Source organism: Rhodococcus huquni (assembly GCF_055231055.1).
This window is the reverse complement of the sequence record NZ_JBUYWE010000001.1, coordinates 242,152-264,399: the sequence shown is the minus strand read 5'-3', so window position 1 is coordinate 264,399 and position 22,248 is coordinate 242,152. Positions and strand designations below refer to the sequence as shown.

Here is a 22,248-nt window from a genome sequence, read left to right as displayed (position 1 = left end):
CGCCCCCACCCTGCCACAATCCATCAGTACCGACGCATACGTTCGTCGGTGTCGCGCACGGCGTCGATCCGCTCTGGGCGAACACCTGTCGCGGGGTCTGGGGGAATTTTCAGGGTGTGAGCGGACGTTCCGTACAGACATACCCACCAGTAGCAAGCGGGGCCGAACTTTCGATCCGGTGACGATGTGGGGGACACTGAGAGCAGACACGCACAGATAAGGGGCCTGCGATGACCGAGCAGTCGAAGATGTACGAGCTGGAGTTTCCGGCGCCGCAGCTGTCCTCGGCGGACGGATTGGGTCCCGTGCTGGTCCACGGCCTGGAGGGGTTCTCCGATGCCGGCCACGCCGTGCGTCTCGCCACGAAACACCTCCGTGACAGCCTCGAGACGGAACTCGTCGCGTCGTTCGCGATCGACGAGTTGATCGATTACCGATCGAGGCGGCCGACGATGACGTTCAAGGCGGACCACTTCTCGGATTACGAGCAGCCCGAACTGAACCTGTACGCGGTGAAGGACACGGACGGTACGCCGTTCCTCCTCCTGGCCGGCCTGGAGCCGGATCTGCGCTGGGAGCGGTTCACCACCGCCGTCCGGCTGCTGGCCGAACAGCTCGACGTCCGCCGCACGGTCGGCCTGAGTGCCATACCGATGGCAGTGCCGCACACACGCCCTCTCGGCCTGACCGCGCACTCGACGAACAAGGATCTGATCCAGGAGCAACACCGCTGGGCGGGCGAGCTTCAGATCCCCGGTAGTGCCTCCTCCCTCATCGAACTGCGGATGGCGCAGCACGGGCACGACTCGATCGGGTATTCCGTGCACGTGCCTCACTACCTCGCGCAGACCGACTTTCCGTCGGCGGCGGAGACGCTCCTCGAGAACGTCGCGGAGATCGCCGACCTGAACCTGCCGCTGAGTGCGCTCGGCGAGGCAGCCGCGCGCGTCCGCGAGCAGATCGACGAGCACATCGCCGGTAACGAGGAAGTCGAAACTGTGGTTCACGCCCTCGAGCGCCAGTACGACGCCTTCGTGACCGCACAGGAGCAGAAGTCGACGCTCCTGGCGAGAGAAGAGGACTTGCCCAGTGGCGACGAACTCGGTGCGGAGTTCGAGCGTTTCCTCGCCGAGCAGGCACGCGACGACCGCCCCGACGACGGGAACTGAGTCCCCCACCGAAACCGGACGTTCACTCGCGAACGAACAATCGTCATGGAACTCGCTTACCCTGTTGCTGTCGACCACCAGGAAGCGTGACAGGAGGCGTGATGAACACCACCCGCTTTCGTCCACTCAGACCCGTGCCCGACGAAGAAGCGCGAATGGCATTTCGGACGATTCACGGATACCGGCGCGCCTTCCGCATCGCCGGCGAGGGTCCCGCCCTTCTCCTGCTGCACGGCATCGGTGACAATTCGGCCACGTGGTCCGAGGTGATCCCCCATCTCGCCAAGAATCATCGTGTCATCGCCCCGGACCTGCTCGGCCACGGTCGCTCGGACAAACCACGCGCGGACTATTCCGTCGCGGCGTACGCGAACGGAATGCGTGACCTACTCACCGCACTCGGCATCGATCGCGTCACGGTCGTGGGCCATTCACTGGGCGGCGGCGTCGCCATGCAGTTCGCGTACCAGTATCCGCAGATGGTCGAGCGTCTGATTCTCGTCTCGGCGGGCGGGGTGACGAAGGATGTTCATCCTCTGCTGCGAATGGCGTCCGTTCCGGTACTCAACGAGGCCATGAAGCTGCTCCGCCTGCCTGGGGTCATGCCCGGGCTGCGTACGGCGGGGAACCTGCTGAGTCAGCTGAACGGTTCGCCGTTGCGACCCGGCGGGCTGTTCCACGACACTCCCGACCTGGTCCGGATCCTGGGCGACCTCCCCGACCCGACCGCGCACGCCGCGTATCTTCGTACGCTTCGCGCCGTGGTCGACTGGCGAGGCCAGGTCGTCACGATGCTCGATCGCTGTTACATGACCGAGAACATGCCCGTCCAGATCATCTGGGGCGATCAGGACGTCGTGATCCCGGTCGAGCACGCTCATCTCGCCCATGCGGCGATGCCCAGCTCGCGTCTCCACATCTTTCGGGGTTCGGGCCACTTTCCGTTCCGCGACCAGCCCATGCGCTTCCTCGAGGTGGTCGAGAGCTTCCTCGACGCCACCACGCCGTCGGAGTTCGACGAGAATCGGTGGCGGCAGATGCTGCTCGGCGGAATCGGTGAGGCCGCTATCAGTGGGAGCGCGAGCACCCGCATGGCGGTACTCGATGCGATGGGCTCGGACGAACGCAGCGCCACCTGATCCGCTGCGGTCAGTGCGGACGGGGTCCGTCGGCGGGATAGCCTGTATCGGTGCTTCTTCCCGACCTTCTGCCCGACGACACCGACCCGGATTCGGTTTTCGACGCCTTCACCACCTGGACAACGGAACGCGGGTTGTCGCTGTACCCGGCCCAGGAAGAGGCCGTGATGGAGTTGGTGTCCGGTGCCAACGTCATTCTGGCCACACCTACCGGTTCCGGAAAATCGTTGGTGGCGATAGGTGCGCACGCCTATGCGATGGCGGCGGGCAAACGCACGTTCTACACGGCGCCGATCAAAGCGCTGGTGAGTGAGAAGTTCTTCGCCCTGTGCGAGGTGTTCGGCGCGGACAACGTCGGAATGATGACGGGTGATGCCGCCGTGAACTCGCGGGCGCCCATCATTTGCGCGACCGCCGAGATCGTTGCGAATCTGGCGTTGCGAGAGGGTGCGAACTCCGACATCGGTCAGGTCGTGATGGACGAGTTCCACTTCTATTCAGAACCCGATCGAGGCTGGGCATGGCAGGTGCCGATCGTCGAGTTGCCCCACGCCCAGTTCCTTCTCATGTCGGCGACTCTCGGCGACGTGAGCTTCTTCTCGGAGGACCTCACCCGGCGTACCGGTCGACCCACGACGGTGGTGGCCGGTACCGAACGTCCTGTACCCCTGATGTTTTCGTATGCGACCACGCCCGTCGGTGAAACCATCGAGGAGTTGGTGACCACCAACCAGGCGCCCGTCTACGTCGTCCACTTCACACAGGCGGCCGCCCTGGAGCGGGCCCAGGCCCTCACGAGCGTCAACTTCTGTTCTCGCGCCGAGAAGGATGCCATCGCCGAAGCGCTCGGCGGTTTCCGGTTCACGACCGGATTCGGCAAGACTCTGTCTCGTTTGGTCCGACACGGAATCGGCGTCCACCACGCGGGCATGCTCCCGAAGTATCGCCGGCTGGTGGAGCGGCTGGCACAGGACGGCCTCCTCAAGGTCATCTGCGGAACCGACACTCTCGGAGTGGGCATCAACGTGCCGATCAGAACAGTGTTGCTGACGGGGCTCACCAAGTACGACGGCACTCGGACCCGACACCTGCGTGCTCGGGAGTTCCATCAGATCGCCGGCCGCGCCGGTCGCGCCGGCTACGACACTCTCGGCACTGTCGTCGTTCAGGCGCCCGAACACGAGGTCGAGAACATTCGCGCTCTGGCGAAGGCCGGGGACGACCCGAAGAAGAAGCGAAAAGTACAACGCAAGAAGGCCCCCGAAGGCTTCGTGTCCTGGGGAGAGCCCACCTTCGATCGCCTCGTGGCCGCAGCGCCGGAGCCACTGGTTTCCAGATTCGGTGTGAGCAACTCGATGCTGCTGAACGTGATCGCCCGTCCGGGCAATTGCTTCCAGTCGATGCGACATCTGCTCGAAGACAATCACGAGACGCGCCCCGCGCAGCGCAAGCACATCCTGAAGGCGCTGTCGCTGTATCGAGGCCTGGTCGATGCAGGAATCGTCCAACGCCTCGACGAACCTGACGAGGACGGGCGGATGGCCCGCCTGACGATGGAACTACAGCGCGATTTCGCCCTCAATCAGCCACTGTCGCCCTTTGCCCTCGCGGCGCTCGAACTCCTGGACGTCGAATCCGATTCCTATGCGCTGGACGTCGTATCCGTCATCGAATCGACGTTGGACGATCCACGACAGATCCTGATGGCCCAACAGCACGCCGCTCGCGGCGAGGCCGTCGCGCAGATGAAGGCCGACGGAATCGAGTACGACGAACGCATGGAGCTGCTCGAGGAGGTGACGTGGCCGAAACCACTCGAAGATCTTCTCGTTCCCGCCTTCGAAACGTACCGCGACGGGCACCCGTGGATCTCCGAGTTCGCCCTCTCCCCCAAATCCGTGGTGCGCGACATGGTCGAGAAGGCCATGACCTTCACGGAATTGGTGTCCCACTACGGACTCGCACGGTCCGAGGGATTGGTTCTGCGCTACCTCGCCGATGCGTATCGTGCACTGCGCCAGACTGTTCCCACGGAAGCACGTACGGAGGAACTCGAAGAATTCATCGAGTGGCTGGGCGAACTCATCCGTCAGGTGGATTCGAGTCTGCTCGACGAATGGGAATCCCTGACTGATCCCGGTAAGGAATCGGACGAGCAACAACTCGCGTTCGGAGCAGACACGCCACGGCCGATTTCGGCCAACACCCGGGCATTCCGGGTGATGATCCGCAACGCGATGTTCCGGCGCGTCGACCTCGCCGCACGTCGACGCTGGGCCGAGCTCGAAGGGCTCGACGACGGAATCGACGCCGCAGAGTGGGCAGAGCAGTTGGATCCGTACTTCGAGGAGTACGCCACGATCGGAACCGTGCCGTCGGCACGCGGCCCGCAATTGTTCCAGGTGTCGACGGATTCCGAGTTCTGGCGGGTGCGTCAGGTACTCGACGACCCCGAGGGCGACCACGGATGGGCACTGGTCGCGGTCGTGGACCTGCCCGAATCCGACGCTGCCGGCGAAATCGTGTTCGACGAACTCTCGATCGTCGAGGGCTAGCCGGTCGTCGGGACGGTCGGGCTAGTGCGACTTTCCCAGCTCGCGCAGGAGATCGAAGGACAGAAACGTCATCGGCCCCTTGTCCTCGAACTGACCACCGACGTCGCCGGCGATTCCACCTTCGATCGCGAGTTTGCTCTGAAGATCCAGCTTCAGTTGGGGTGCACCGTCGGTGAAATCTAGATCGTCGAGATCGACCCACACGATGTTGGGGCGTGTCGTCGACTCGTAGACGAACCTTCTGTTCGTGAGGTCGGTGACGGTCTGCCAGATCGTCTGGGAGGCATCGGGCTTTCCTGGGTCGGGGATGCGAAACGGCTGTGCAGCATTACGAATGACGCTGAACATGCTTGCGATGGCTTCGGTTCCGCTCGCCGGTTGCGGCAGCCGACTCGAGTAGTAGGCGGCGCGGGCCATCCGATGCTCTGCGTCGGTATCCCCCGGTAGCGGGTGGTCGCCGCCGAGTCCCTCCCAGTGACCGAGCAACTCGATCTGTCGGTCGTACGTGGGTGAGTTCGTCATGACGCGATACGAGGAATCGTGATAGATCCGCGCAGCGCCGTCGATGTACTCGACGATGGCGGAACCCCCGCCGGCATCGTCGAGTGCGAGGTGAATGGTCGGCGGATCACCGCCGGTCGGGTCCGGCATCTGGACGACCTGAACATCGGTCCGACGTATCCAGTCCACGGCATCGGTGACCGTGGCGAAGTTGTCGAGAAAATATTGCAGCCAGACGGCCTGACTCAATGCAGGACGCGCCTCGTCGCGCTCGCCGTAGGTCGACTCGGCGAGCCACAGGATGTGACCGGCCAGCCCGGCTTCGTTGAGTCCGTCGACCGACATGAGGTCGAAGGCACCGACCACGAGGCTGCCGTACTTCGATGTCCAGGTCAGCTCCCCGGCCACGCCGTCGTCCCGTTCGACGCCGCGGGGCAGACTCCAGAGATTGGTCATGAGGTCTTTGTGAAAGTCCATGTTGCGGCCGACCAGTACCGAACCCGCCGCGTCAGGCCAGATGACTCTGGTGCACATCCACGATCACCGCTTTCCGACACCCCGCCGTGAGACCGGATTACCAAGATCGACTTTACAACTCCGTGACCTGCCCAGTGGCCGCTTCAGGGAGCTCGGCTAGGAACGACGTCGAGGCTGGTCGCGACGCGACGCTTCCTTCTCCTTGATCCGCACCTTTTCCTGGCGTACCGCGGCCTGGGTCGATCGCTCCTGTTGCAACCATTCCGGGCGATCTGCCAGAAGTGCGTCGATCTGCTCGGTGGTGAGGGCTTCGGTCACTCCGCCTCGCGCGAGGCCGGCGATCGACACGCCCAACTTCGCGGCGACGACAGGGCGTGGGTGCGGCCCCTTCTCGCGCAGTTCGGTCAGCCACTCGGGCGGATCGCTCTGCAGGACGGAGAGCTCCGCCCGGGAAACGACACCTTCCTGGAATTCCGCCGGTGTGGCTTCGAGGTACACACCCAGCTTCTTGGCTGCGGTCGCAGGCTTCATCGTCTGGGCGTTGTCGGTCTGACTCATGTGTTCAAGGATAACGATGATGCGGACCGCTTCCGACCATCCCGGTACTCTGGCGACGTGACCGACACGCCCGAGAGCACCCCGTTTCGACTCCTGTACGTTCCGGGCGTGACACCGACCAAGTGGGTACGGGTCTGGAACGAACGCATCACGGATACCCGGCTCGAGTTCACGTCTGTGCCCGCTGCCGAGGCGAACGGCCGTCTGATCGACGGTTCGGCCGACGTGGGGCTCGTTCGGCTCGGTGAACGGGAACCGGACCTCAGCGCCATTCCGCTCTACACGGAAGCGACCGTGGTGGTCGTACCGAAGGACCACGTCTTCTGCGCCGCGGACGAGATCGGCGTGCACGATCTGGCCGACGAAATCGTCCTGAGCCCGCTCGACGACTGTCTCGTCTGGCCCGCGCCGCCCGGCAACGCTGCCGCCGATCGCCCCTCGTCCACCGCCGATGCGGTCGAACTCGTGGCGGCCGGCATCGGAGTTCTGGTACTCCCCCAGTCACTCGCCCGATTGCACCACCGCAAAGACCTCACCTACAGACCGATCACGGGTGCCCCGGAGTCCCGGATTGCCCTGTCGTGGCGCGAGGACCACACGACCGAACTCGTCGAGGAGTTCATCGGCATCGTGCGTGGACGGACGGTGAACAGCTCCCGTGGACGAGCGTCCACCGAGAAGGAGACCCCCAAGAGGAAGCCCGTCCGCAAGAACCCGGTCGGCAAGCATCCGGACAAGCCCTCGGCCGGCCGCCGAACCGGGAACCCCCGCCGGGGCGGCAAGAGTCGACCGCGTGGGCGTCGCTGACTCACCGGTGCGAACTCACTGCTTATGAGGGTTCACTGCTTCGCCGCCGCGGAAATGAGTTCCGCCAGTTGCGCATAGCCTTCGGCGTGCGCGCTCGAGGACCTGAACACCAAACCGATGGTCCGCCCCGGCCGCGGATCTGCGAACGTCGCCGTCGCCAGCGGCCCCCTGCCTGTTTCGACGGCTACGGCCGACTCGGGGACGAGCGTGACCCCGAGGTCGCCCGCAACGCACTGCACGACCGTCGACAACGACGTTGCCCGGGTGTCGCCCCCGAGGTTCGGACGTGCATCGACAGACCGACACAGATCGAGGGTTTGGTCACGCAGGCAATGCCCTTCGTCGAGAAGCAGCAACGGCAGATCGTCGAGCGCGCGGGGCGAGAGTCCCGAGGTACCTGCGAGCGCATGCGACGCGGGCACGACGAGTACGAAAGATTCCGTGTAGAGCGGGATTTCGACAAGTCCGGGAAAGTCCGAGGGCAGTGCCAACACCGCAACATCGAGGGAACCTTCTCGCAGTGCGGCAAGGAGGCGCGCAGTCTGGTCCTCCACTACGTGTGGCACGAGCGTCGGCAACTCGGTACGCAGAGCAGGCAACAGCGACGGCAGGACGTACGGCGCAACGGTCGGGATGAGACCGATTCGCAGTGGCCCGGAGAGGCGGTCTCCCACGCCCGCAGCAGCGGCAACGAATCCCTCGGCAGCGTCCAGGGTCACCTTCGCCTGACCCAGTAGTCGCTCGCCTGCTGCAGTGACCAGAACTCGCCGCGTGCTGCGTTCGATGAGCGACACACCGAGGCCCGTTTCGAGTGACGCCAACGCCTGCGACAGTGTGGGTTGACTCACACCCAATCGCACTGCGGCAGTACCGAAGTGCCTGCATTCTGCGATGGCGACGAACGCACGCAGCTGTGAGAGTGTCGGCTGATAAGTCTGATCAGACATACCTATCAGTGTAGTGGAATCCATCGCCTTTACCTTTTGCCTACCTCGAGGCAGAATGGAGTCACACCAGAAAACGCAGGTCGGTAGATCATTCGACCAGACCCGTTCCGGTACCCAATTCAATCGTGATCGCAGTCGTGCGGTCATGCGCGTTCAACGGATGTTCACAAGACAAGCAGGAGGACGAGAGACACATGGCTCTGCTCACAATCGGCGACCAGTTCCCCGCATACAATCTGACGGCAGTGATCGGCGGCGACCTCTCCAAGGTCGACGCACAGCAGCCCGACGACTACTTCACCACCGTCACCAGCGATGATCACGCAGGCAAGTGGCGCGTCGTCTTCTTCTGGCCGAAGGACTTCACCTTCGTGTGCCCCACCGAGATCGCCGCGTTCGGAAAGCTGAACGAGGAGTTCGCCGACCGTGACGCACAGGTGCTCGGCGCCTCCGTGGACAACGAGTTCGTGCACTTCCAGTGGCGTGCACAGCACGAGGACCTGAAGACCCTCCCCTTCCCCATGCTCTCGGATCTGAAGCGTGAACTGGCCTCGGCCACGGGCGTGCTCAACGCAGACGGTGTCGCCGATCGCGCCACCTTCATCGTCGACCCCAACAACGAGGTCCAGTTCGTCTCCGTCACCGCAGGTTCCGTCGGCCGCAACGTCGAAGAGGTACTGCGCGTTCTCGACGCACTGCAGTCCGACGAGCTGTGCGCATGCAACTGGAAGAAGGGCGACCCGACGATCGACGCAGGCGAACTGCTGAACGCGAGCGTGTAAACCATGACTGTCGAAAACCTGAAGAACTCACTCCCCGAATACGCCAAGGATCTCAAGCTGAACCTGAGCTCCCTGGCTCGGACCACCGTCCTGAACGAGCAGCAGCTGTGGGGCACCCTTCTGGCCACCGCCGCGGCGAGCAAGTCGGCGACGACGTTGAAGGAAATCGCCGAGGAGGCAGCGGACACGTTGTCGGCCGAGGCCTACAACGCCGCACTCGGAGCAGCCTCGATCATGGGTATGAACAATGTGTTCTACCGCACCAAGGGCTACCTCGACGGAAAGTACGACGACCTGCGTGCGGGCCTGCGGATGAACATCATCGGCAACCCGGGCGTCGACAAGGCCGATTTCGAGCTCTGGTCGCTGGCGGTGTCCGCTGTCAACGGTTGTAACCATTGCCTCGAGGCGCACGAGGCCACTCTCCGCAAGGAGGGCATCGAACGCGAGGTCATCTTCGAGGCCATCCGTGCCGCGTCCATCGTGGCCGGCGTTGCACAGGCCGTCGAGACCAGTCGCACGCTGGACGGCGCGACCGTCTGACCTGTTCGACCTGTTCGAAGAAGAAGGGCTACCCGCGATCGCGGGTAGCCCTTCTTCGTGCCGGTAGCGGCTACGTCTGCCCAGTGGTCAGCCCGGAAACGCGAACTCCACCTTGCGATCCGCGACATCGGCCGTCGTGAGACGCACTTTGGCCTGCCCACCCTCCCTGGGGTCACCCGCACATTTCGCGATCACCATCACCGACGGCACGAAAACCTCTGCCGCTCGCTTCTTCTCGCGGGACCGCAGCACGGTCGCGTCGAACACTTCACCGACGCGATCCGCCAGCATGATCGCCTCCGTGAGATCGATACATGCCCGCTCGACCTTGTTGGACACCGAATCCGAGGCCGACATGACCTTCGGGAGAGCCGGCAGGGCTTCGCGCGCCCAGTCCGGGACGCTGTTGCCGGCGCCGACCGCGAGACATACTTCGTTCGTGAAGCGGTCGGACAGTCGTCTCAGCGGGGCCGTCACGTGCGCGTACGGGGCGCCGATCGCCGAGTGGACCGACAACTCCGGAGCCGTCCCGTCGAAGGCGACGTAGTCGGCCCCGCGCAGAAGGGCCGGCGCCTCGCTCATGAGAGCAAGTGTGGTGGCTTCGTTGGGATCAAGTCCGGCGAGAACTTCGCCCGCACCCTTGCGGTCCGGCCAGGCGATACCAAGGGCGAGTGCGGTGTCACGCAGTGCGTCGAGTGCACCCTTCTCGGGCGGCGGCAACGTCCGCAACAGTCCGATCCCCGCGTCGAGCATCATCCGAGCAGCGCACATACCGGTCAGCAACGACACCTCGGCGTTCCAGTCGTCGGCCTCGGTGCGCGGCGCCGCGACGATGCGCCACGAGTCCTCGCGCTTCGCCACCTCCTGCTCGGGCAGCTTCAGCTCGATCGCGCCACGAGTGATCGCCGCTGCCATTCGACGCTTACCGAACTCCGGCAGCGCCGCAATCGACGGGTGGAGCCGTCCGCAGTCGGCGTCGGATTGAACGGTCGCATAGTCCAGCCTCGCCACCGACCTGACAAGCGCTCTCGACACCGACCACGACACCGGCTCCGCTCGCGCGTCGAGTTCGATACGCCAGAGCACCGCGGGGCGGTCGCGATCGGGAAGCAGGCTCGCAGAATCTTCCGACAACTGACGGGGATGCAGGGGAATCGACCCGTCGGGCAGGTAGAACGTCTGCCCACGCCGACGTGTCTCGGTGTCGAGCACCCCACCCGGCCGAACTACCGCTCCCACGTCGGCGATGGCGTAGTGCAGGACGAATCCGCTTTCCGTGCGTTCGACGTGCATCGCCTGATCGAGATCCATCGACCCCGGCGGATCGATGGTCACGAGGGCCAGATCCGTCCGGTCCTCACGCTCACCGGCGAACCGGTCGACGGCGGAGCGCGCCTCGTCCGTGGCCGCCTCCGAGAAATCCTCGACCAGGTCGAACTCGGTGCGTATCGATTCGAAATCGATATCTCGCGCAACAATCCGACTAAACGGCACGCCGCTCACTCCGTTCCCCGGCCCCCGTCACGGTGAGCCGGTCAGTTCTTCCAATCGTCGTCGTCGCGATCGGCTTCCTTGTTTCGTTCCGCCGCGATCTGGAGAGCCTTCTCCGCGGACGCCCGGTCAGGGTACGGCCCCATACGCGACATCGACGAAGCAGCTTTTCCCTGCGCCACCGAGCCGTCCTCGACGTTGTAGTACCAAAGGTCGTCTTCATCACTCATGCCGATCAGTCTCCCACCAAACTGCGCCCCGTCCCGGAAAGCGGGAACAAACTTCTCTCGGCGTCGCCGAGGTTGTGAACAGCGCCTCAGCTGTTATTCTCTCTACTGCCCGCACAGAGAATGGAGCAAGCATGTCCACGATCATCTTCGATCAGCTACTTCCGTACCTCGGCGCCGACGCCGCCTCGTACTGGGCCCAGGTTTTGATGGTCAACCCCGTCTGACGGAGACCACACGAAAGCCCCCGCCGATTCGGCGGGGGCTTTGTCGTGGGCGGACGAGTCGGCGTGTAAGCCGGATCCTGTCCCCGACGCTCGCGCGCCGGGTGGCGACCATCCATCTGGGCACACCGTCGCCGGGTACCTCGAGCGGTTCACCCGCAGGCTCGGGCGAGCAGCCCTCGATCACCTGCGCAACCGCACTCTCGCGAGTGCGATCTTCAACCTTGCTCCGGGCGGGGTTTACCTAGCCACCCCGGTCACCCGGGGTGCTGGTGCGCTCTTACCGCACCGTTTCACCCTGACCTGCCCCGAAAGGCAGGCGGTCTGTTTTCTGTGGCACTGTCCCGCGAGTCGCCTCGGGTTGCCGTTAACAACCGCCCTGCTCTGTGGAGTCCGGACTTTCCTCGATCCGGGGCCTGAACACGTCGCCGAAGCGGGTGCCGGTTCCCCGAGCCGCGGCCGCCCAGCCAACTCGTCCGCCCGGACAGCGTACTCGTCGGCTTCCAGTGCACGTGCACGCAGGTGACACACCGGCCGGTACGCGATCGGGCTCGTAGGATTGGTCCGTGCCGACCAGTCCTCCTCCCCACCAGGCGCGGTCGCCGTTGCCGCGCCTCGACTACCTGCACGGTGATCGCGACGACAGTGATCTGGTGATCCTCGCGCACGGCGGTCAGGAGAACTCGTACGCCCGGGCTCATTCACGTCGACCGGCCGCTTTGCGAATGTGGCCCTTCGTTCGTGCCGCACACCGAGGCGCACCCGAATCCGCGGTCGCACTGATCCGATATCGGTACCGCGGGTGGAACGGCGATTCCTCGCACCCACTCGAAGACCTTCGCCAAGTACTGGACGGTCTGCCCACCTCCGTGCGACGAGTCGTTCTCGTGGGGCATTCGATGGGCGGTCGCACCGTCGTACAGTGCGCGGACGACGCACGAGTGCGGGGCGTCCTCGCGCTCGCACCATGGCTGCCCGACACGGATCCGATCCCCACCCCCACATCGCCCTCGGACACGTGGATCGTCACGGCCCACGGCGAACACGACAGCGTCACAAGCCCGCGCGCCACGACCGAGTTCGTTCGACGTCTTCGGGAGTCGGGCATCACGGCCGCCGAGTTCCTGGTCCACGACGACGGGCATCCGCTCTTGGAGCGACACGGCGATTGGGACGAGTTGGTGCGCCGATTCGTCGCGACCACGCTGAGCACGGATTCGGATCCCGGGTTGCTGAACGCTCGCACGATCGATCCCACCCGCACACCCGTCGAACTACCTCGGTGGAGCGACCGACGCGGACCTACCCGAGCCGCACTGTCCATCGCCCGCGCTCGGATGAAGCTGCCGGGCTGAAGGTCTATCGTCTGAGAATGGCCCGGTACAGCGCACTTCTTCGAGGCATCAACGTGGGCGGCATCAACATCAAGATGACCGACCTCCGCGACGTGTTCTCGAGTCTCGGATTCACCGAGGTGCGCACAGTGCTCGCCTCGGGCAACGTGCTTTTCGACGCGCCCACGTCCGACGGTCGCGGGTTGAAGGAAACCATCGAATCGGCTTTGGCGGATCGCTTCGGATACGACGCATGGGTTTTCGTCCTCGACGTTCGAGTGGTCGAGACCATCGTGGCCGCATATCCTTTCGAACCCGACCGGGAAGGCTGGCACGCGTACGTGGTGTTCGTGGACGGTGCCGAGCCTCTTCGCGAACTCCTCGAAGGCAGCGCAGACCTCGACCCCGCCGAGGAACAGGTCCAGAGTGGCGACGGTGTCGTGTATTGGGAGGTCGAACGCGGGCACACGCTGAAGAGTCGATTCGGGAAGACGTCGGGCAAATCCAAGTTCAAGGCCGTCACCACCACCCGAAATATTCGGACGCTTCGGAAACTTCTGAAATGACCCGCTGTTGACGATCCTGGCGGTTGCGCTGGTCGCAGCGGTTCTCGTGTTCGCCGTGGTGCGGCCACGACAGTTGCCGGAGATCGTCGCGGCCGCACCCGCAGCGGCTGTCGCCGTCGCTGTCGGGCTCGTCTCGCCGGACCGCGCGTGGCACAAAATCACCGACATGGCACCGACAGTTGCCTTCCTCGTCGCCATTCTCGTACTCGGGCACCTCGCCGATGCGATGGGAGTGTTCACCTGGTTGGCCTCGATACTCGGGCGCCGTTCGCGAGGTTCGCCACGTCGACTGCTCGCGTGGGTCTTCGTGGTCGCCGCGGCCACCACTGCGATTCTCAGTCTCGATGCCACCGTTGTTCTGCTGACGCCCGCCGTCATCGCGGCGGCACGCTCCACCAAGGTGAACGTCGAGCCGCATTCCTATGCGACGGCGCACTTGGCCAACAGCGCTTCCACACTGCTTCCGGTGTCCAACCTCACCAACCTGATCGCGTTCTCTGCCACCGGACTCGGCTTCGCGCACTTCACCGCACTGATGGCGCTGCCATGGCTCGTCACGATCGGGGTCGAGTACACCGCGCTCCGGCTCTTCTTTCGCCGCCGACTGTCCTCATCTCGCACGGACGCCGGGTCGCCCCCGGAAGTTCTCTCGGAGATACCTCCTGCGCCGACACCCGTGTTCGCCCTCGTCGTCATTTCGGCGACCCTGGTGGGATTCGGGCTCAGCGGTGTCTTCGGTTTCTCACCGTTCTGGCCGGCCCTCGTGGGCGCGATGATTCTGGCCACCCCGTCTCTACGCAGCGGCCGCACCAGGATTCGTCGAATTCTCTATTCGGCGGATCTGTGGTTCTGCGGGTTCGTTCTTCTGCTGGGGGTGGTGGTCGCGGGCGTTGCCGACGGCCCCATCGGTAGCAAGGTCGCCGATCTCCTACCGTCGCAGGTCGACTTCGTTTCCCTGCTCACAATCGCTGTGGTGGCGGCCCTCGCCTCGAACCTGATCAACAATCTCCCGGCCACCCTGCTACTCCTGGCCGCGCTCGGACCTCAGGCGCCCGCACCGCTGATTCTCGCCCTACTCATCGGCGTCAACCTCGGCCCCAACCTCACCTATGTGGGATCACTGGCGACGATGCTCTGGCGACGAGTGGCTGCCCGATCCGGGGCGCCGGCAGACCTTCGCACCTACACCCTGCTGGGGCTCACGACCACACCACTCACCCTGGTTGCCGCCGTCACGGCCCTGTGGATCGTGGTGTGACCGAATCCGGCTCAGCTCAGGTGCGACGTGTCGTTCACGAGCCGCACGGATGCTCCGCCGTCGCGGTAGAACTCCGCGATACTCAACGACGCCAGGTCGAGATGCAACCGGTACAGCAGGGCCGGCCCCGCATCCAGGGCCAACTGCAACAGGGTCTTGATGGGCGTGACGTGGGTGACCACCAGGATCGTGCGACCCGAATACTCGGAGATCAGTTCGTCGCGAACGGCCACGATACGGGTACGAACCTCGTCGAAGCTCTCCCCTCGAGGCGGGCGGACCGCAGTGTCCGACAACCATTTCCGGTGGTCCTCGGGGTACTGCTCGGCCGCCTCACCGAAGGTGAGTCCCTCCCAGGCGCCGAAATCGGTTTCGGTCAATCCGTCGTGAACGACCACGGGAAGGTCGAGTGCGCTGGCGACAGCCGCAGCCGTCTGCCGCGCGCGACCCAAGGGTGAGGACACGATCGCGTCGATCCCGCCGCGCGATGCCAACCTCGTCGCCGCACCCTTCGCCTGTGCGCGGCCCAGGTCGGTGAGGTCAGGATTCCCGCGACCGGAATACCGGCGTTCCACCGACAACGGTGTTTGTCCGTGTCGTAGCAACAGCATTCTGGTGGGGGTACCGACATCACCCATCCATGCCGGCGACGCGGGAGCGCTTTTCGCGGCCGTGTCCGGCTCTGACGATACGGGCGCAGATTCACCGTCCATCGCCTTGTTCGCCAGGCGATCGGCGTGCGCGTTCTCGACACGTGGAATCCAGGTATACGTGACGCGTTCGAACCCGGCTGCCACCTCCGCGGCGCGGCGCTGCAGCGGAATCATGTCCGGGTGCTTGACCTTCCACCGTCCGGACATCTGTTCCACGACCAGCTTGGAATCCATGCGGACGGTCACGTCCACCGCTCCGAGTTCGGCAGCCGCGGTGAGGCCGGCAACGAGACCGCGGTATTCGGCGACGTTGTTGGTCGCAATACCGAGGTCTTCCATCCGTTCGGCAAGAACACTGCGGTCGTCTGCATCGAACACCACCGCGCCATAGCCGGCCGGTCCCGGATTTCCTCGCGAACCGCCGTCGGCCTCGACGATGACTCGGGTCGAACTCACAGACCGGACTCCTTGGTGCGCACCAATATCGCGCCGCACTCGGAGCATCGGACGACGGCTTCCGGAGCCGTACCGGCGATGCGCGCGATCTCACCGCGATCGAGCTCGATCCGGCAGGCTCCACATCGCCGCGCCTGCAGCAGCGCCGCGCCGATCCCGTTGGACGCCCGCTGCCTTTCGTACACAGCAGTGAGCTCCTCCGGGAAGCCCTCGGCCAGCCGCGCTCGATCGGCCGTCCGCGACTGCTCGGTGGAATCCAGATCCGCCACGGCGTCGTCGCGGCGACGGCGGGCGTCGATCAGCTCGTCCTCGATCTGAGACAGCTGCGCGCCCGCGTGCTCGTGGTCCGCCTGCGATGCCTCACGCCGTTCCATGACCTCGAGGAGCTCGTCCTCGAGGAGACCCTGGCGGCGCACGAGGCTACCGAGTTCGTGTTCGAGTTCCGTCAGTTGCTTCGCGCCCACGGTGCCACTCTCGAGCAACTTTCGATCGCGGTCCTCACGCTTCCGCACGGCATCCACTTCGCCCTCGAGCTTGCGAATGTCTCGATCGAGGTCGTCCAGCACGATCTCCACGGCCACGGCCGCGTCCTTACGCGTCACCCGTTCGGCCTCGAGACGCTCGACTTCCTGCTGTTCGGGGAGAGTCTTGCGTCGATGCCCGATCCTCGACAGCTCTGCATCGACGCCGGCGAGTTCGAGAAGCTTGGACTGCACCTGTGGTTCGACGTTCACGCGTGGTAACTCCTGCTGTCTGCTGTTGACTTGAATCCGAAGACGGTTGTAGCAACCGTACCCCGCTGATCGGCCGTCACCGTGCGCTGTGCGTCCACGGGTCCGTCCGAACGCCGGAAACGCGAACCGTCAGTCCAGCCCCATCACCGAACGCGTCGTCGAGCACATCTTTCGCCTGGCCACACCACGGAAATTCACTCGCCCAGTGCGCAACGTCGACCAACGCGGGGCCTCCGGTCCTCAGGTGTTCGTCTGCCGGATGGTGACGCAGATCCGAGGTGACGTATGCGTCCACACCCAGCTTGCCTACCCGGTCGAGGAACGAATCACCAGCACCCCCGCACACGGCCACGGTCCGAATCTGTCGATCGGGGTCACCGGCGGCGCGCACGCCCCATGTCGTCTTCGGCAATGCGGTCGCCACCGTCTCCGTGAACTCGCGCAACGAGACGGGCGCAGGAAGAACGCCGATTCTGCCGAGGCCACGGGTGCTCGGCAGTGCCGCCATCTCGATCACGTCGAACGCCACCTCCTCGTACGGGTGGGCTGCGCGCAACGCGGAGAGGATCGTCGACCGCAGGTGACCGGGTGCGACCATTTCCACGCGATCCTCGGGGAGCTTCTCGAGCTCACCGACGGCACCGATCGCTGGGGTCGCCGCCCCGACCGGCAGAAACTGTCCGTATCCCCCGGTCGACCAACTGCACTGCTCGTAGTTGCCGACGCGGCCGGCCCCCGCCGCGAACATGGCCGATCGAACCTCCGACGCGTGTTCACTCGGAACCGTCACCATCCACTTGTCGAGAGGCTCGCCGCGCTGCGGGTCGAGGGGGCCGGTGACGGTGAGCCCGAGGGCCGCAGCCAAAGCATCGGACACCCCCGGATCAGCGGAGTCTGCGTTGGTGTGAGCCGCGAACAACGCGCAGCCGGCCCGAACCAACTTGTGAATCAACGCCCCTTTGGGGGTGTGTGCACCCACGGTGTCCACACCGCGGAGCAGAAGCGGGTGATGCGTGACGAGCAACTCCGCTCCCCACTCGATCGCCTCGTCGACGATCGCGGCGGTGGGGTCCACCGCGAACAGCACCTTCGTCACGGCATCGGCAGGATCACCGCACACGAGTCCTACCGAGTCCCAGGATTCGGCCAGCGCCGGTGGGTACGCATGCTCGAGCTCGGCAATGACATCCGCCACTCGCAACATTCGCTGTTCCGTCACAAGATCTCCTTCAACGCTTCGAACAGAACGTCGGTTTCGGGACTGGCTCGGACCGCCACGCGTAGATGATCGGTGCCCAGCCCGGGGAACGTGTCGCCACGTCTCACAGCGATCCCCCGCTGTCGCAATTCGCGCCGCACCTCGCCGCCGTGAGGCACGTTCAGCAGCAGAAAAGGGCCGGCGGCCGGTGTGTGGACGTCGACGCCGAGTGAAGTCAGGCGCGCGCCCATCTCGCTGCGCTGAGTCCCGATCTCCTCGGCATGACGGCGCGCCAGATCGACCGCGAACGGTTCGCAGCACGCCGTGATCGCCTCGATCTGCAGGCTTCCGAGCGGCCAGTGGGCTCGCCCGTGCTGCAGCCGACGAAGCACGTCGGGATGCCCGAGCGCGTACCCGCATCGCAAGCCTGCCAGTGCCCAGGTCTTGGTGAGGCTTCGCAACACCACGACATCGGGAAGCGCTTCCCCCGCCAACGACTCGGCTTCTCCCGGGACCGCGTCCGCGAAGGCTTCGTCGACCACGACGATCCGCCCCTGCCGTCGAAGTCGGTGGATGTCTGCCGCCGAATGCAGCACCGACGTGGGGTTGGTCGGGTTGCCGAGGACCACGAGATCGGCTTCGGCAGGAACGTCCGCATCCAACCGGTACGGAGGTTCCAGAATCACCCGAGCAACGGGAACTCCCGCCTCACGAAGCATCCACTCGGGTTCCGTGAACGACGGGTGAATCAGTGCCGCCAGGCTCGGTTCGAGCCGTGGCAACATCGCGAAGCCCTCGGCGCCACCGGACAGCAGAAGAACCTCGTCGGGAGACCTGCCGTGCCTCCGCGCAACGGTCTCGCGAGCACGTCGATCGGCGGCGGCGGAAGGATACGAACCCAACGTGTCCAACGCGGAGACGAGACGGCGCTTCAACCACTCCGGTGGGGCGGCGCCTCGAACATTCACGGCGAAGTCCAAGAGATCCGGGGCCGTCTCCACATCGCCGTGATGGCGCAGTGCGTCGACGTCGGCAGCGGGGGTCCTCACAACAACCGAGCCTACGATGCCCGGACACCCCCTGAGGTCAGCGCCGCCCAACTACACCCTCTGCCGCCCGACCCGCCGTGTAGGACAATGCGGTGGTGCCTGACGAATCGACCCCCACCCCCACTCGCATCGTGCTCTTCGACCTCGACGGAACCCTCACGGATTCGGCACCGGGAATCCACGAGGGCTTCCGACGAGCGCTCGCCGCCGTGGGGATGCCGGAGCCCACCGAGGCGATGCTCGACCGCGTGGTCGGGCCACCGATGGTCGACACCTTCCGATCGTTCGGTCTCGACGACGAGACGGTGGATCGGGCGATCGCCGCGTACTTCGAGCATTACGACTCTTCGGGGTGGATGGACAACGCAGTGTTCGGGGGGATCGGCGATCTGCTCGACGAGGTCGGCCGATCGCCGGCGCGGCTCGCGGTGGCGACATCGAAGAACGAGAAGATCGCGGTGCGAATCCTGGAGCACTTCGGTCTCGCCGATCGCTTCGAGTTCATCGGCGGTGCCAGCGAGGACGGCAGCCGCCGTGCGAAGTCGGACGTGATCGCCCATTCCCTCGCTGCGCTGGGCACCGAAGCAGTCGCGGGCGCGACTCCCGATGTGGTGATGGTGGGCGATCGCGATCACGACGTCGACGGGGCCGCGCGCTGGGGAATTCCGACCGTGTTCGTCGAATGGGGGTACGGCGCGCCCGAAGAGTCGATGCGCGCGCGCTGGACGGTGTCCGACACCACCGAACTCGGAAGGATCCTGGCCGATCATGTCTGACCGCAGCCCTGCCACTCCCCTGCACGTCACCTTCGTGTGCACGGGCAACATATGTCGGTCACCGATGGCGGAGAAGATCTTCGCCGAGCATGTTCGGCGCGAGCACCTCGACGACGTCGTGACGGTGAGCAGCGCGGGAACCACCGGCTATCACGTGGGCCGGGAAGCCGACCTACGCACGAACATGGTCCTGAAAGCGCACGATTACCCGACAGGTCACACCGCAGCGAAGGTCGAGGCGTTTCACCTCGATGCCGACCTGATCGTCGCGATGGCAACCGGCCACGATCAGCGTCTGGCGGCCCTCGGCGTCCCCTCCGAGCGCCGACGACTGCTGCGCAGTTTCGATGCGAATGCGGACTCCGAGTCGGTGGCCGACCCCTACTACGGCGAACTCGAGGACTTCGAGCGCGTACACGACGAGATCGTTGCGGCTGTCCCGGGCATGCTGAACTGGATTCGACAGCGCCTCGAGTAATTCGATGGACCACCTCGACTGTCGCAGGGATCGGGCTCACACCTGCAGGCCCCACGAACACGCCGCAGACCGCGAGACCGCTAACGTGGAGGCGTGCGAAGACTGAAGTTCCTGTTGCGTCCGGGCTGGGTGGTACTGGCTCTGGTGGTCGCCGCCTTCGCATTTCTCTGCTTCACGGTCCTCGCGCCGTGGCAGCTCGGCAAGAACACCACCACCGAACAACGCAATCAGCAGATCGCGGACTCGGTGGAGGCGGACCCCGTCCCGATCGAGTCGCTGTTCGACGACGGAACCCCCCACGACGACTCGGAGTGGCGGCGCATCACCGCGACGGGGTCGTATGTGCCCGACAGCGATGTCCTCGTCCGGCTGCGCGCCATCGAGTCCCAACCCGCGTACGAGGTGCTCACTCCGTTCCGGCTCGACGACGGTGGAACCATCCTCGTCAACCGCGGTTACGTGCGTCCCCTCCAAGGAACCGAAGCGCCCCCCATCGACCCGGCGCCCAGCGGAAATCACACACTCGACGGTCGCGTCCGAATGTCCGAAGGCACTGTGCCGGGCAAGGAGCCGTTCGAGGAGGCCGGGCGGAAGCAGGTCTACTTCATCGACGCCGGACAGGTCGCAGTGTTGACCGGCACCGAACTCATGAACGCGTACGTCCAGCTCGAACCCGATCAGCCGGGCGGTCTCGGCACCATTCCGATGCCCCAGCTCGATGCCGGACCGTATCTGTCCTACGGCCTGCAGTGGTTGGCCTTCGGGATCATGGCGCCACTCGGCCTTGCCTACTTCGTTCGCGCGGAATGGCTCGAACGTCGCAAGGAGAAGGCCGCGGCGGCCGAGCCGCCGAGTCCGAACGAGGATCCGGCGAAGGACGAGCAACCCGACGCTGTCACAAACGACGCGACCTCGTCACCGGCGCCGGCCCCCGAACCCGGTTCCACGCTCACGACGACGGAGGCGAAGCTCGCCGATCGCTACGGCAAGCGCCGCTGATCCCACCGCTGCACCGATCTGCACGGCCCGCGACAATCGGGCGCCGCGGCGAAGGTCACTCGCTGTGGGCGAATCGCCTCTTCCCAGGGTCGGCCTCATCTCCACGCCGTGGGAGTACTCGGTTCGTCCGCCCAGCGAGACACCCAAAGCTCCTGCGGCAGTCGCCTCGGCGACTCCCGCGTTCGGACTCGGATGCTCGGCGGCGTCGCGTCGCCACGCCCGGAATGCTGCCGAGGCGCTACCGCCCACCGATGGTGCAAATATTGTCGTGAGCGCGCCGGTGAGCCGCGATGGCACCAGGTTCACCACATCATCCCACCGAGCGGCCGCCCACCCGAAGTTCGTGTATTTCGGCGATCGGTAACCGATCATCGCGTCCAGAGTGTTCGCAGCCCGATAGCCCACGAGGCCGGGGAGTCCGCACACGGCGCCCCAGAGAACAGCGCCGACCATCGCGTCCGAGGTGTTCTCCGCGACCGATTCGAGCGCGGCCCGCGCCAGCGCATCGTTGCCCAACCCGCTCGGATCACGTCCACACAAGGACGGCAACAACTCTCGCGCTCCCACCGTGTCGTTGCACTCGAGCAACGCAGCCATATCGTCGCCGGTGCGTGCCAAAGACGTGCCACCGAGAACGGACCATGTCGCGAGCGCGGTGACGAGGACCCCGCCGCCGCACCCGGCCCGTCGCGCGATCGCCTCGACAGCGGCGCCGCTCACCGCGACACCGCCGACAAGAGCAAGAACGTGCACGACTCCGGCCGGCTTCGAATCTCGGTAGGTTCTGGTTTCCAGCTGCGCAGCGACCGTTCCGAATCCGGCCACAGGATGAAATCGAAGTGGGTCGCCCAGAACGCGGTCGGCGGCGAATCCGATCAGCAGACCCGCTGCGCGGGCGACACCGTCATTTCTCCAGGACACCACGTAGTTCTACCGTGTGAGCGACTGTCGCTCCCCGACAGGTGGGTGCCGTTCGCAGAATCCGACGAACCGCACCCACCCAATTCGAGGCAACCCCCTCAGGGCAGGGGCACCCACGTGCCGAAGATCCAGAAACCGTGACCCTGCGGAGCCTGCTGCTGATGGTTCTGCTGCGGAGCCGGCTGATATTGCTGCTGCGGAGTCGGCTGATGTTGCTGCTGCTGAGTCGGCGCGGGCTGGTGATCGACCGGGGCGGCACTGGCAACACCAGCTCCTATACCCAGTGATGCCAACGCGATACCACTGGTGGCGACGACCTTGGTGACGACGGATTTCATGGGATCCTCCTGCTGGTGTGTGCGCCGGCTTCTGCCGACGAACCCCACGATGCCCACCCCCGCTGGCA

Annotated in this window: 23 protein-coding genes and 1 other RNA gene; 12 read left to right on the top strand and 12 right to left on the bottom strand. The window is 65.1% G+C overall.

Annotation, left to right across the window (positions count from 1 at the left end):
* Positions 1-230 precede the first annotated feature (230 nt).
* The 3 genes from ACZI8R_RS01270 to ACZI8R_RS01260 all read left to right on the top strand — a co-directional run bounded on the left by ACZI8R_RS01270 (position 231) and on the right by ACZI8R_RS01260 (position 4,863).
* On the top strand, positions 231-1,169 hold the full coding sequence (locus ACZI8R_RS01270) for a proteasome assembly chaperone family protein (RefSeq protein WP_463377745.1): 939 nt from the start codon (positions 231-233) through the stop codon (positions 1,167-1,169).
* A 101-nt stretch (positions 1,170-1,270) separates the two neighbouring features.
* Positions 1,271-2,308 carry an alpha/beta fold hydrolase gene (locus ACZI8R_RS01265; RefSeq protein ID WP_463377744.1) on the top strand — a complete coding sequence of 346 codons (1,038 nt, stop codon included), beginning with the start codon at positions 1,271-1,273 and terminating at the stop codon, positions 2,306-2,308.
* 50 nt (positions 2,309-2,358) lie between these two features.
* On the top strand, positions 2,359-4,863 hold the full coding sequence (locus tag ACZI8R_RS01260) for a DEAD/DEAH box helicase (RefSeq protein WP_463377743.1): 2,505 nt from the start codon (positions 2,359-2,361) through the stop codon (positions 4,861-4,863).
* A 21-nt stretch (positions 4,864-4,884) separates the two neighbouring features.
* On the opposite strand, the gene ACZI8R_RS01255 is transcribed toward ACZI8R_RS01260, so the two are convergent.
* Together ACZI8R_RS01255 and ACZI8R_RS01250 are read right to left on the bottom strand one after the other, a co-directional pair.
* Positions 4,885-5,898 (bottom strand): linear amide C-N hydrolase, encoded by a 1,014-nt coding sequence (locus ACZI8R_RS01255; RefSeq protein WP_463377742.1) that lies wholly within the window; start codon positions 5,896-5,898, stop codon positions 4,885-4,887.
* 99 nt (positions 5,899-5,997) lie between these two features.
* Entirely contained in the window at positions 5,998-6,399 is a 402-nt protein-coding gene (locus tag ACZI8R_RS01250; RefSeq protein ID WP_463377741.1) for a DUF5997 family protein, read from the bottom strand.
* 57 nt (positions 6,400-6,456) lie between these two features.
* Here ACZI8R_RS01250 and ACZI8R_RS01245 point away from each other — a divergent pair, with 57 nt between their 5' ends.
* Positions 6,457-7,206 carry a LysR family substrate-binding domain-containing protein gene (locus ACZI8R_RS01245; protein WP_463377740.1) on the top strand — a complete coding sequence of 250 codons (750 nt, stop codon included), beginning with the start codon at positions 6,457-6,459 and terminating at the stop codon, positions 7,204-7,206.
* A gap of 32 nt (positions 7,207-7,238) precedes the next feature.
* Here the strand turns inward: ACZI8R_RS01245 and ACZI8R_RS01240 are convergent, their stop codons facing one another.
* Positions 7,239-8,153 (bottom strand): hydrogen peroxide-inducible genes activator, encoded by a 915-nt coding sequence (locus tag ACZI8R_RS01240; protein ID WP_463377739.1) that lies wholly within the window; start codon positions 8,151-8,153, stop codon positions 7,239-7,241.
* Between the two features lie 194 nt (positions 8,154-8,347).
* Between ACZI8R_RS01240 and ACZI8R_RS01235 the strand changes: the two genes are divergently transcribed.
* Both ACZI8R_RS01235 and ACZI8R_RS01230 read left to right on the top strand, forming a co-directional pair.
* Entirely contained in the window at positions 8,348-8,935 is a 588-nt protein-coding gene (locus tag ACZI8R_RS01235; protein ID WP_463377738.1) for a peroxiredoxin, read from the top strand.
* Between the two features lie 3 nt (positions 8,936-8,938).
* Complete coding sequence (locus tag ACZI8R_RS01230; protein ID WP_463377737.1) at positions 8,939-9,478, top strand: alkylhydroperoxidase, AhpD family; 540 nt, start codon at positions 8,939-8,941, stop codon at positions 9,476-9,478.
* Positions 9,479-9,565: 87 nt separating this feature from the next.
* On the opposite strand, the gene ACZI8R_RS01225 is transcribed toward ACZI8R_RS01230, so the two are convergent.
* The 3 genes from ACZI8R_RS01225 to rnpB form a co-directional block, all read right to left on the bottom strand.
* Positions 9,566-10,972 carry an RNB domain-containing ribonuclease gene (locus tag ACZI8R_RS01225; protein WP_463377736.1) on the bottom strand — a complete coding sequence of 469 codons (1,407 nt, stop codon included), beginning with the start codon at positions 10,970-10,972 and terminating at the stop codon, positions 9,566-9,568.
* 41 nt (positions 10,973-11,013) lie between these two features.
* Entirely contained in the window at positions 11,014-11,199 is a 186-nt protein-coding gene (locus tag ACZI8R_RS01220) for a hypothetical protein (RefSeq protein ID WP_463377735.1), read from the bottom strand.
* Positions 11,200-11,473: 274 nt separating this feature from the next.
* Positions 11,474-11,895, bottom strand: an RNA gene (gene rnpB, locus ACZI8R_RS01215) — RNase P RNA component class A.
* Between the two features lie 91 nt (positions 11,896-11,986).
* Between rnpB and ACZI8R_RS01210 the strand changes: the two genes are divergently transcribed.
* The 3 genes from ACZI8R_RS01210 to ACZI8R_RS01200 are packed head-to-tail and all read left to right on the top strand — an operon-like array spanning position 11,987 to position 14,578.
* A complete protein-coding gene (locus ACZI8R_RS01210; RefSeq protein ID WP_463377734.1) occupies positions 11,987-12,775 on the top strand; it encodes an alpha/beta hydrolase in 789 nt (262 codons plus the stop codon).
* 17 nt (positions 12,776-12,792) lie between these two features.
* Complete coding sequence (locus tag ACZI8R_RS01205; RefSeq protein ID WP_463377733.1) at positions 12,793-13,320, top strand: DUF1697 domain-containing protein; 528 nt, start codon at positions 12,793-12,795, stop codon at positions 13,318-13,320.
* Positions 13,321-13,327: 7 nt separating this feature from the next.
* Entirely contained in the window at positions 13,328-14,578 is a 1,251-nt protein-coding gene (locus ACZI8R_RS01200; protein WP_463377732.1) for an SLC13 family permease, read from the top strand.
* A gap of 11 nt (positions 14,579-14,589) precedes the next feature.
* Here the strand turns inward: ACZI8R_RS01200 and ACZI8R_RS01195 are convergent, their stop codons facing one another.
* The 4 genes from ACZI8R_RS01195 to cobC all read right to left on the bottom strand — a co-directional run bounded on the left by ACZI8R_RS01195 (position 14,590) and on the right by cobC (position 18,686).
* Positions 14,590-15,687, bottom strand: coding sequence for a bifunctional RNase H/acid phosphatase (locus ACZI8R_RS01195; RefSeq protein WP_463377731.1), 1,098 nt, complete (start codon positions 15,685-15,687; stop codon positions 14,590-14,592).
* A complete protein-coding gene (locus ACZI8R_RS01190) occupies positions 15,684-16,421 on the bottom strand; it encodes a zinc ribbon domain-containing protein (RefSeq protein WP_463377730.1) in 738 nt (245 codons plus the stop codon). Before ACZI8R_RS01190 ends, ACZI8R_RS01195 begins: the two co-directional genes overlap by 4 nt.
* A gap of 76 nt (positions 16,422-16,497) precedes the next feature.
* A complete protein-coding gene (locus ACZI8R_RS01185) occupies positions 16,498-17,625 on the bottom strand; it encodes a Nif3-like dinuclear metal center hexameric protein (RefSeq protein ID WP_463378185.1) in 1,128 nt (375 codons plus the stop codon).
* Positions 17,626-17,636: 11 nt separating this feature from the next.
* Positions 17,637-18,686 carry an Rv2231c family histidinol phosphate aminotransferase CobC gene (gene cobC / locus ACZI8R_RS01180; protein ID WP_463378184.1) on the bottom strand — a complete coding sequence of 350 codons (1,050 nt, stop codon included), beginning with the start codon at positions 18,684-18,686 and terminating at the stop codon, positions 17,637-17,639.
* A gap of 77 nt (positions 18,687-18,763) precedes the next feature.
* On the opposite strand from cobC, the gene ACZI8R_RS01175 reads away from it, so the two are divergent.
* The 3 genes from ACZI8R_RS01175 to ACZI8R_RS01165 all read left to right on the top strand — a co-directional run bounded on the left by ACZI8R_RS01175 (position 18,764) and on the right by ACZI8R_RS01165 (position 20,921).
* Entirely contained in the window at positions 18,764-19,444 is a 681-nt protein-coding gene (locus ACZI8R_RS01175; RefSeq protein ID WP_463377729.1) for an HAD hydrolase-like protein, read from the top strand.
* Positions 19,437-19,922, top strand: coding sequence for a low molecular weight protein-tyrosine-phosphatase (locus ACZI8R_RS01170; RefSeq protein WP_463377728.1), 486 nt, complete (start codon positions 19,437-19,439; stop codon positions 19,920-19,922). Before ACZI8R_RS01175 ends, ACZI8R_RS01170 begins: the two co-directional genes overlap by 8 nt.
* A 93-nt stretch (positions 19,923-20,015) precedes the next feature.
* The gene (locus ACZI8R_RS01165; protein ID WP_463377727.1) at positions 20,016-20,921 is read left to right on the top strand and encodes an SURF1 family cytochrome oxidase biogenesis protein; all 906 of its coding nucleotides are present in this window, start codon (positions 20,016-20,018) and stop codon (positions 20,919-20,921) included.
* Here ACZI8R_RS01165 and ACZI8R_RS01160 read toward each other — a convergent pair.
* A complete protein-coding gene (locus ACZI8R_RS01160) occupies positions 20,838-21,842 on the bottom strand; it encodes a cobalamin biosynthesis protein (RefSeq protein WP_463377726.1) in 1,005 nt (334 codons plus the stop codon). The two genes, ACZI8R_RS01165 and ACZI8R_RS01160, sit on opposite strands and share 84 nt — an antisense overlap.
* Before the next feature lie 98 nt (positions 21,843-21,940).
* Entirely contained in the window at positions 21,941-22,180 is a 240-nt protein-coding gene (locus ACZI8R_RS01155) for a hypothetical protein (RefSeq protein WP_463377725.1), read from the bottom strand.
* Between the last annotated feature and the right edge of the window lie 68 nt (positions 22,181-22,248).

Coding starts and splice junctions, on each gene's coding strand:
- ACZI8R_RS01220 (WP_463377735.1), bottom strand. CDS start 11,199: ATGAGTGATGAAGACGACCTTTGGTACTACAACGTCGAGGACGGCTCG.
- ACZI8R_RS01255 (WP_463377742.1), bottom strand. CDS start 5,898: ATGTGCACCAGAGTCATCTGGCCTGACGCGGCGGGTTCGGTACTGGTC.
- ACZI8R_RS01155 (WP_463377725.1), bottom strand. CDS start 22,180: ATGAAATCCGTCGTCACCAAGGTCGTCGCCACCAGTGGTATCGCGTTG.
- ACZI8R_RS01270 (WP_463377745.1), top strand. CDS start 231: ATGACCGAGCAGTCGAAGATGTACGAGCTGGAGTTTCCGGCGCCGCAG.
- ACZI8R_RS01265 (WP_463377744.1), top strand. CDS start 1,271: ATGAACACCACCCGCTTTCGTCCACTCAGACCCGTGCCCGACGAAGAA.
- ACZI8R_RS01250 (WP_463377741.1), bottom strand. CDS start 6,399: ATGAGTCAGACCGACAACGCCCAGACGATGAAGCCTGCGACCGCAGCC.
- ACZI8R_RS01185 (WP_463378185.1), bottom strand. CDS start 17,625: ATGTTGCGAGTGGCGGATGTCATTGCCGAGCTCGAGCATGCGTACCCA.
- ACZI8R_RS01240 (WP_463377739.1), bottom strand. CDS start 8,153: ATGTCTGATCAGACTTATCAGCCGACACTCTCACAGCTGCGTGCGTTC.
- ACZI8R_RS01170 (WP_463377728.1), top strand. CDS start 19,437: ATGTCTGACCGCAGCCCTGCCACTCCCCTGCACGTCACCTTCGTGTGC.
- ACZI8R_RS01205 (WP_463377733.1), top strand. CDS start 12,793: ATGGCCCGGTACAGCGCACTTCTTCGAGGCATCAACGTGGGCGGCATC.
- ACZI8R_RS01235 (WP_463377738.1), top strand. CDS start 8,348: ATGGCTCTGCTCACAATCGGCGACCAGTTCCCCGCATACAATCTGACG.
- ACZI8R_RS01230 (WP_463377737.1), top strand. CDS start 8,939: ATGACTGTCGAAAACCTGAAGAACTCACTCCCCGAATACGCCAAGGAT.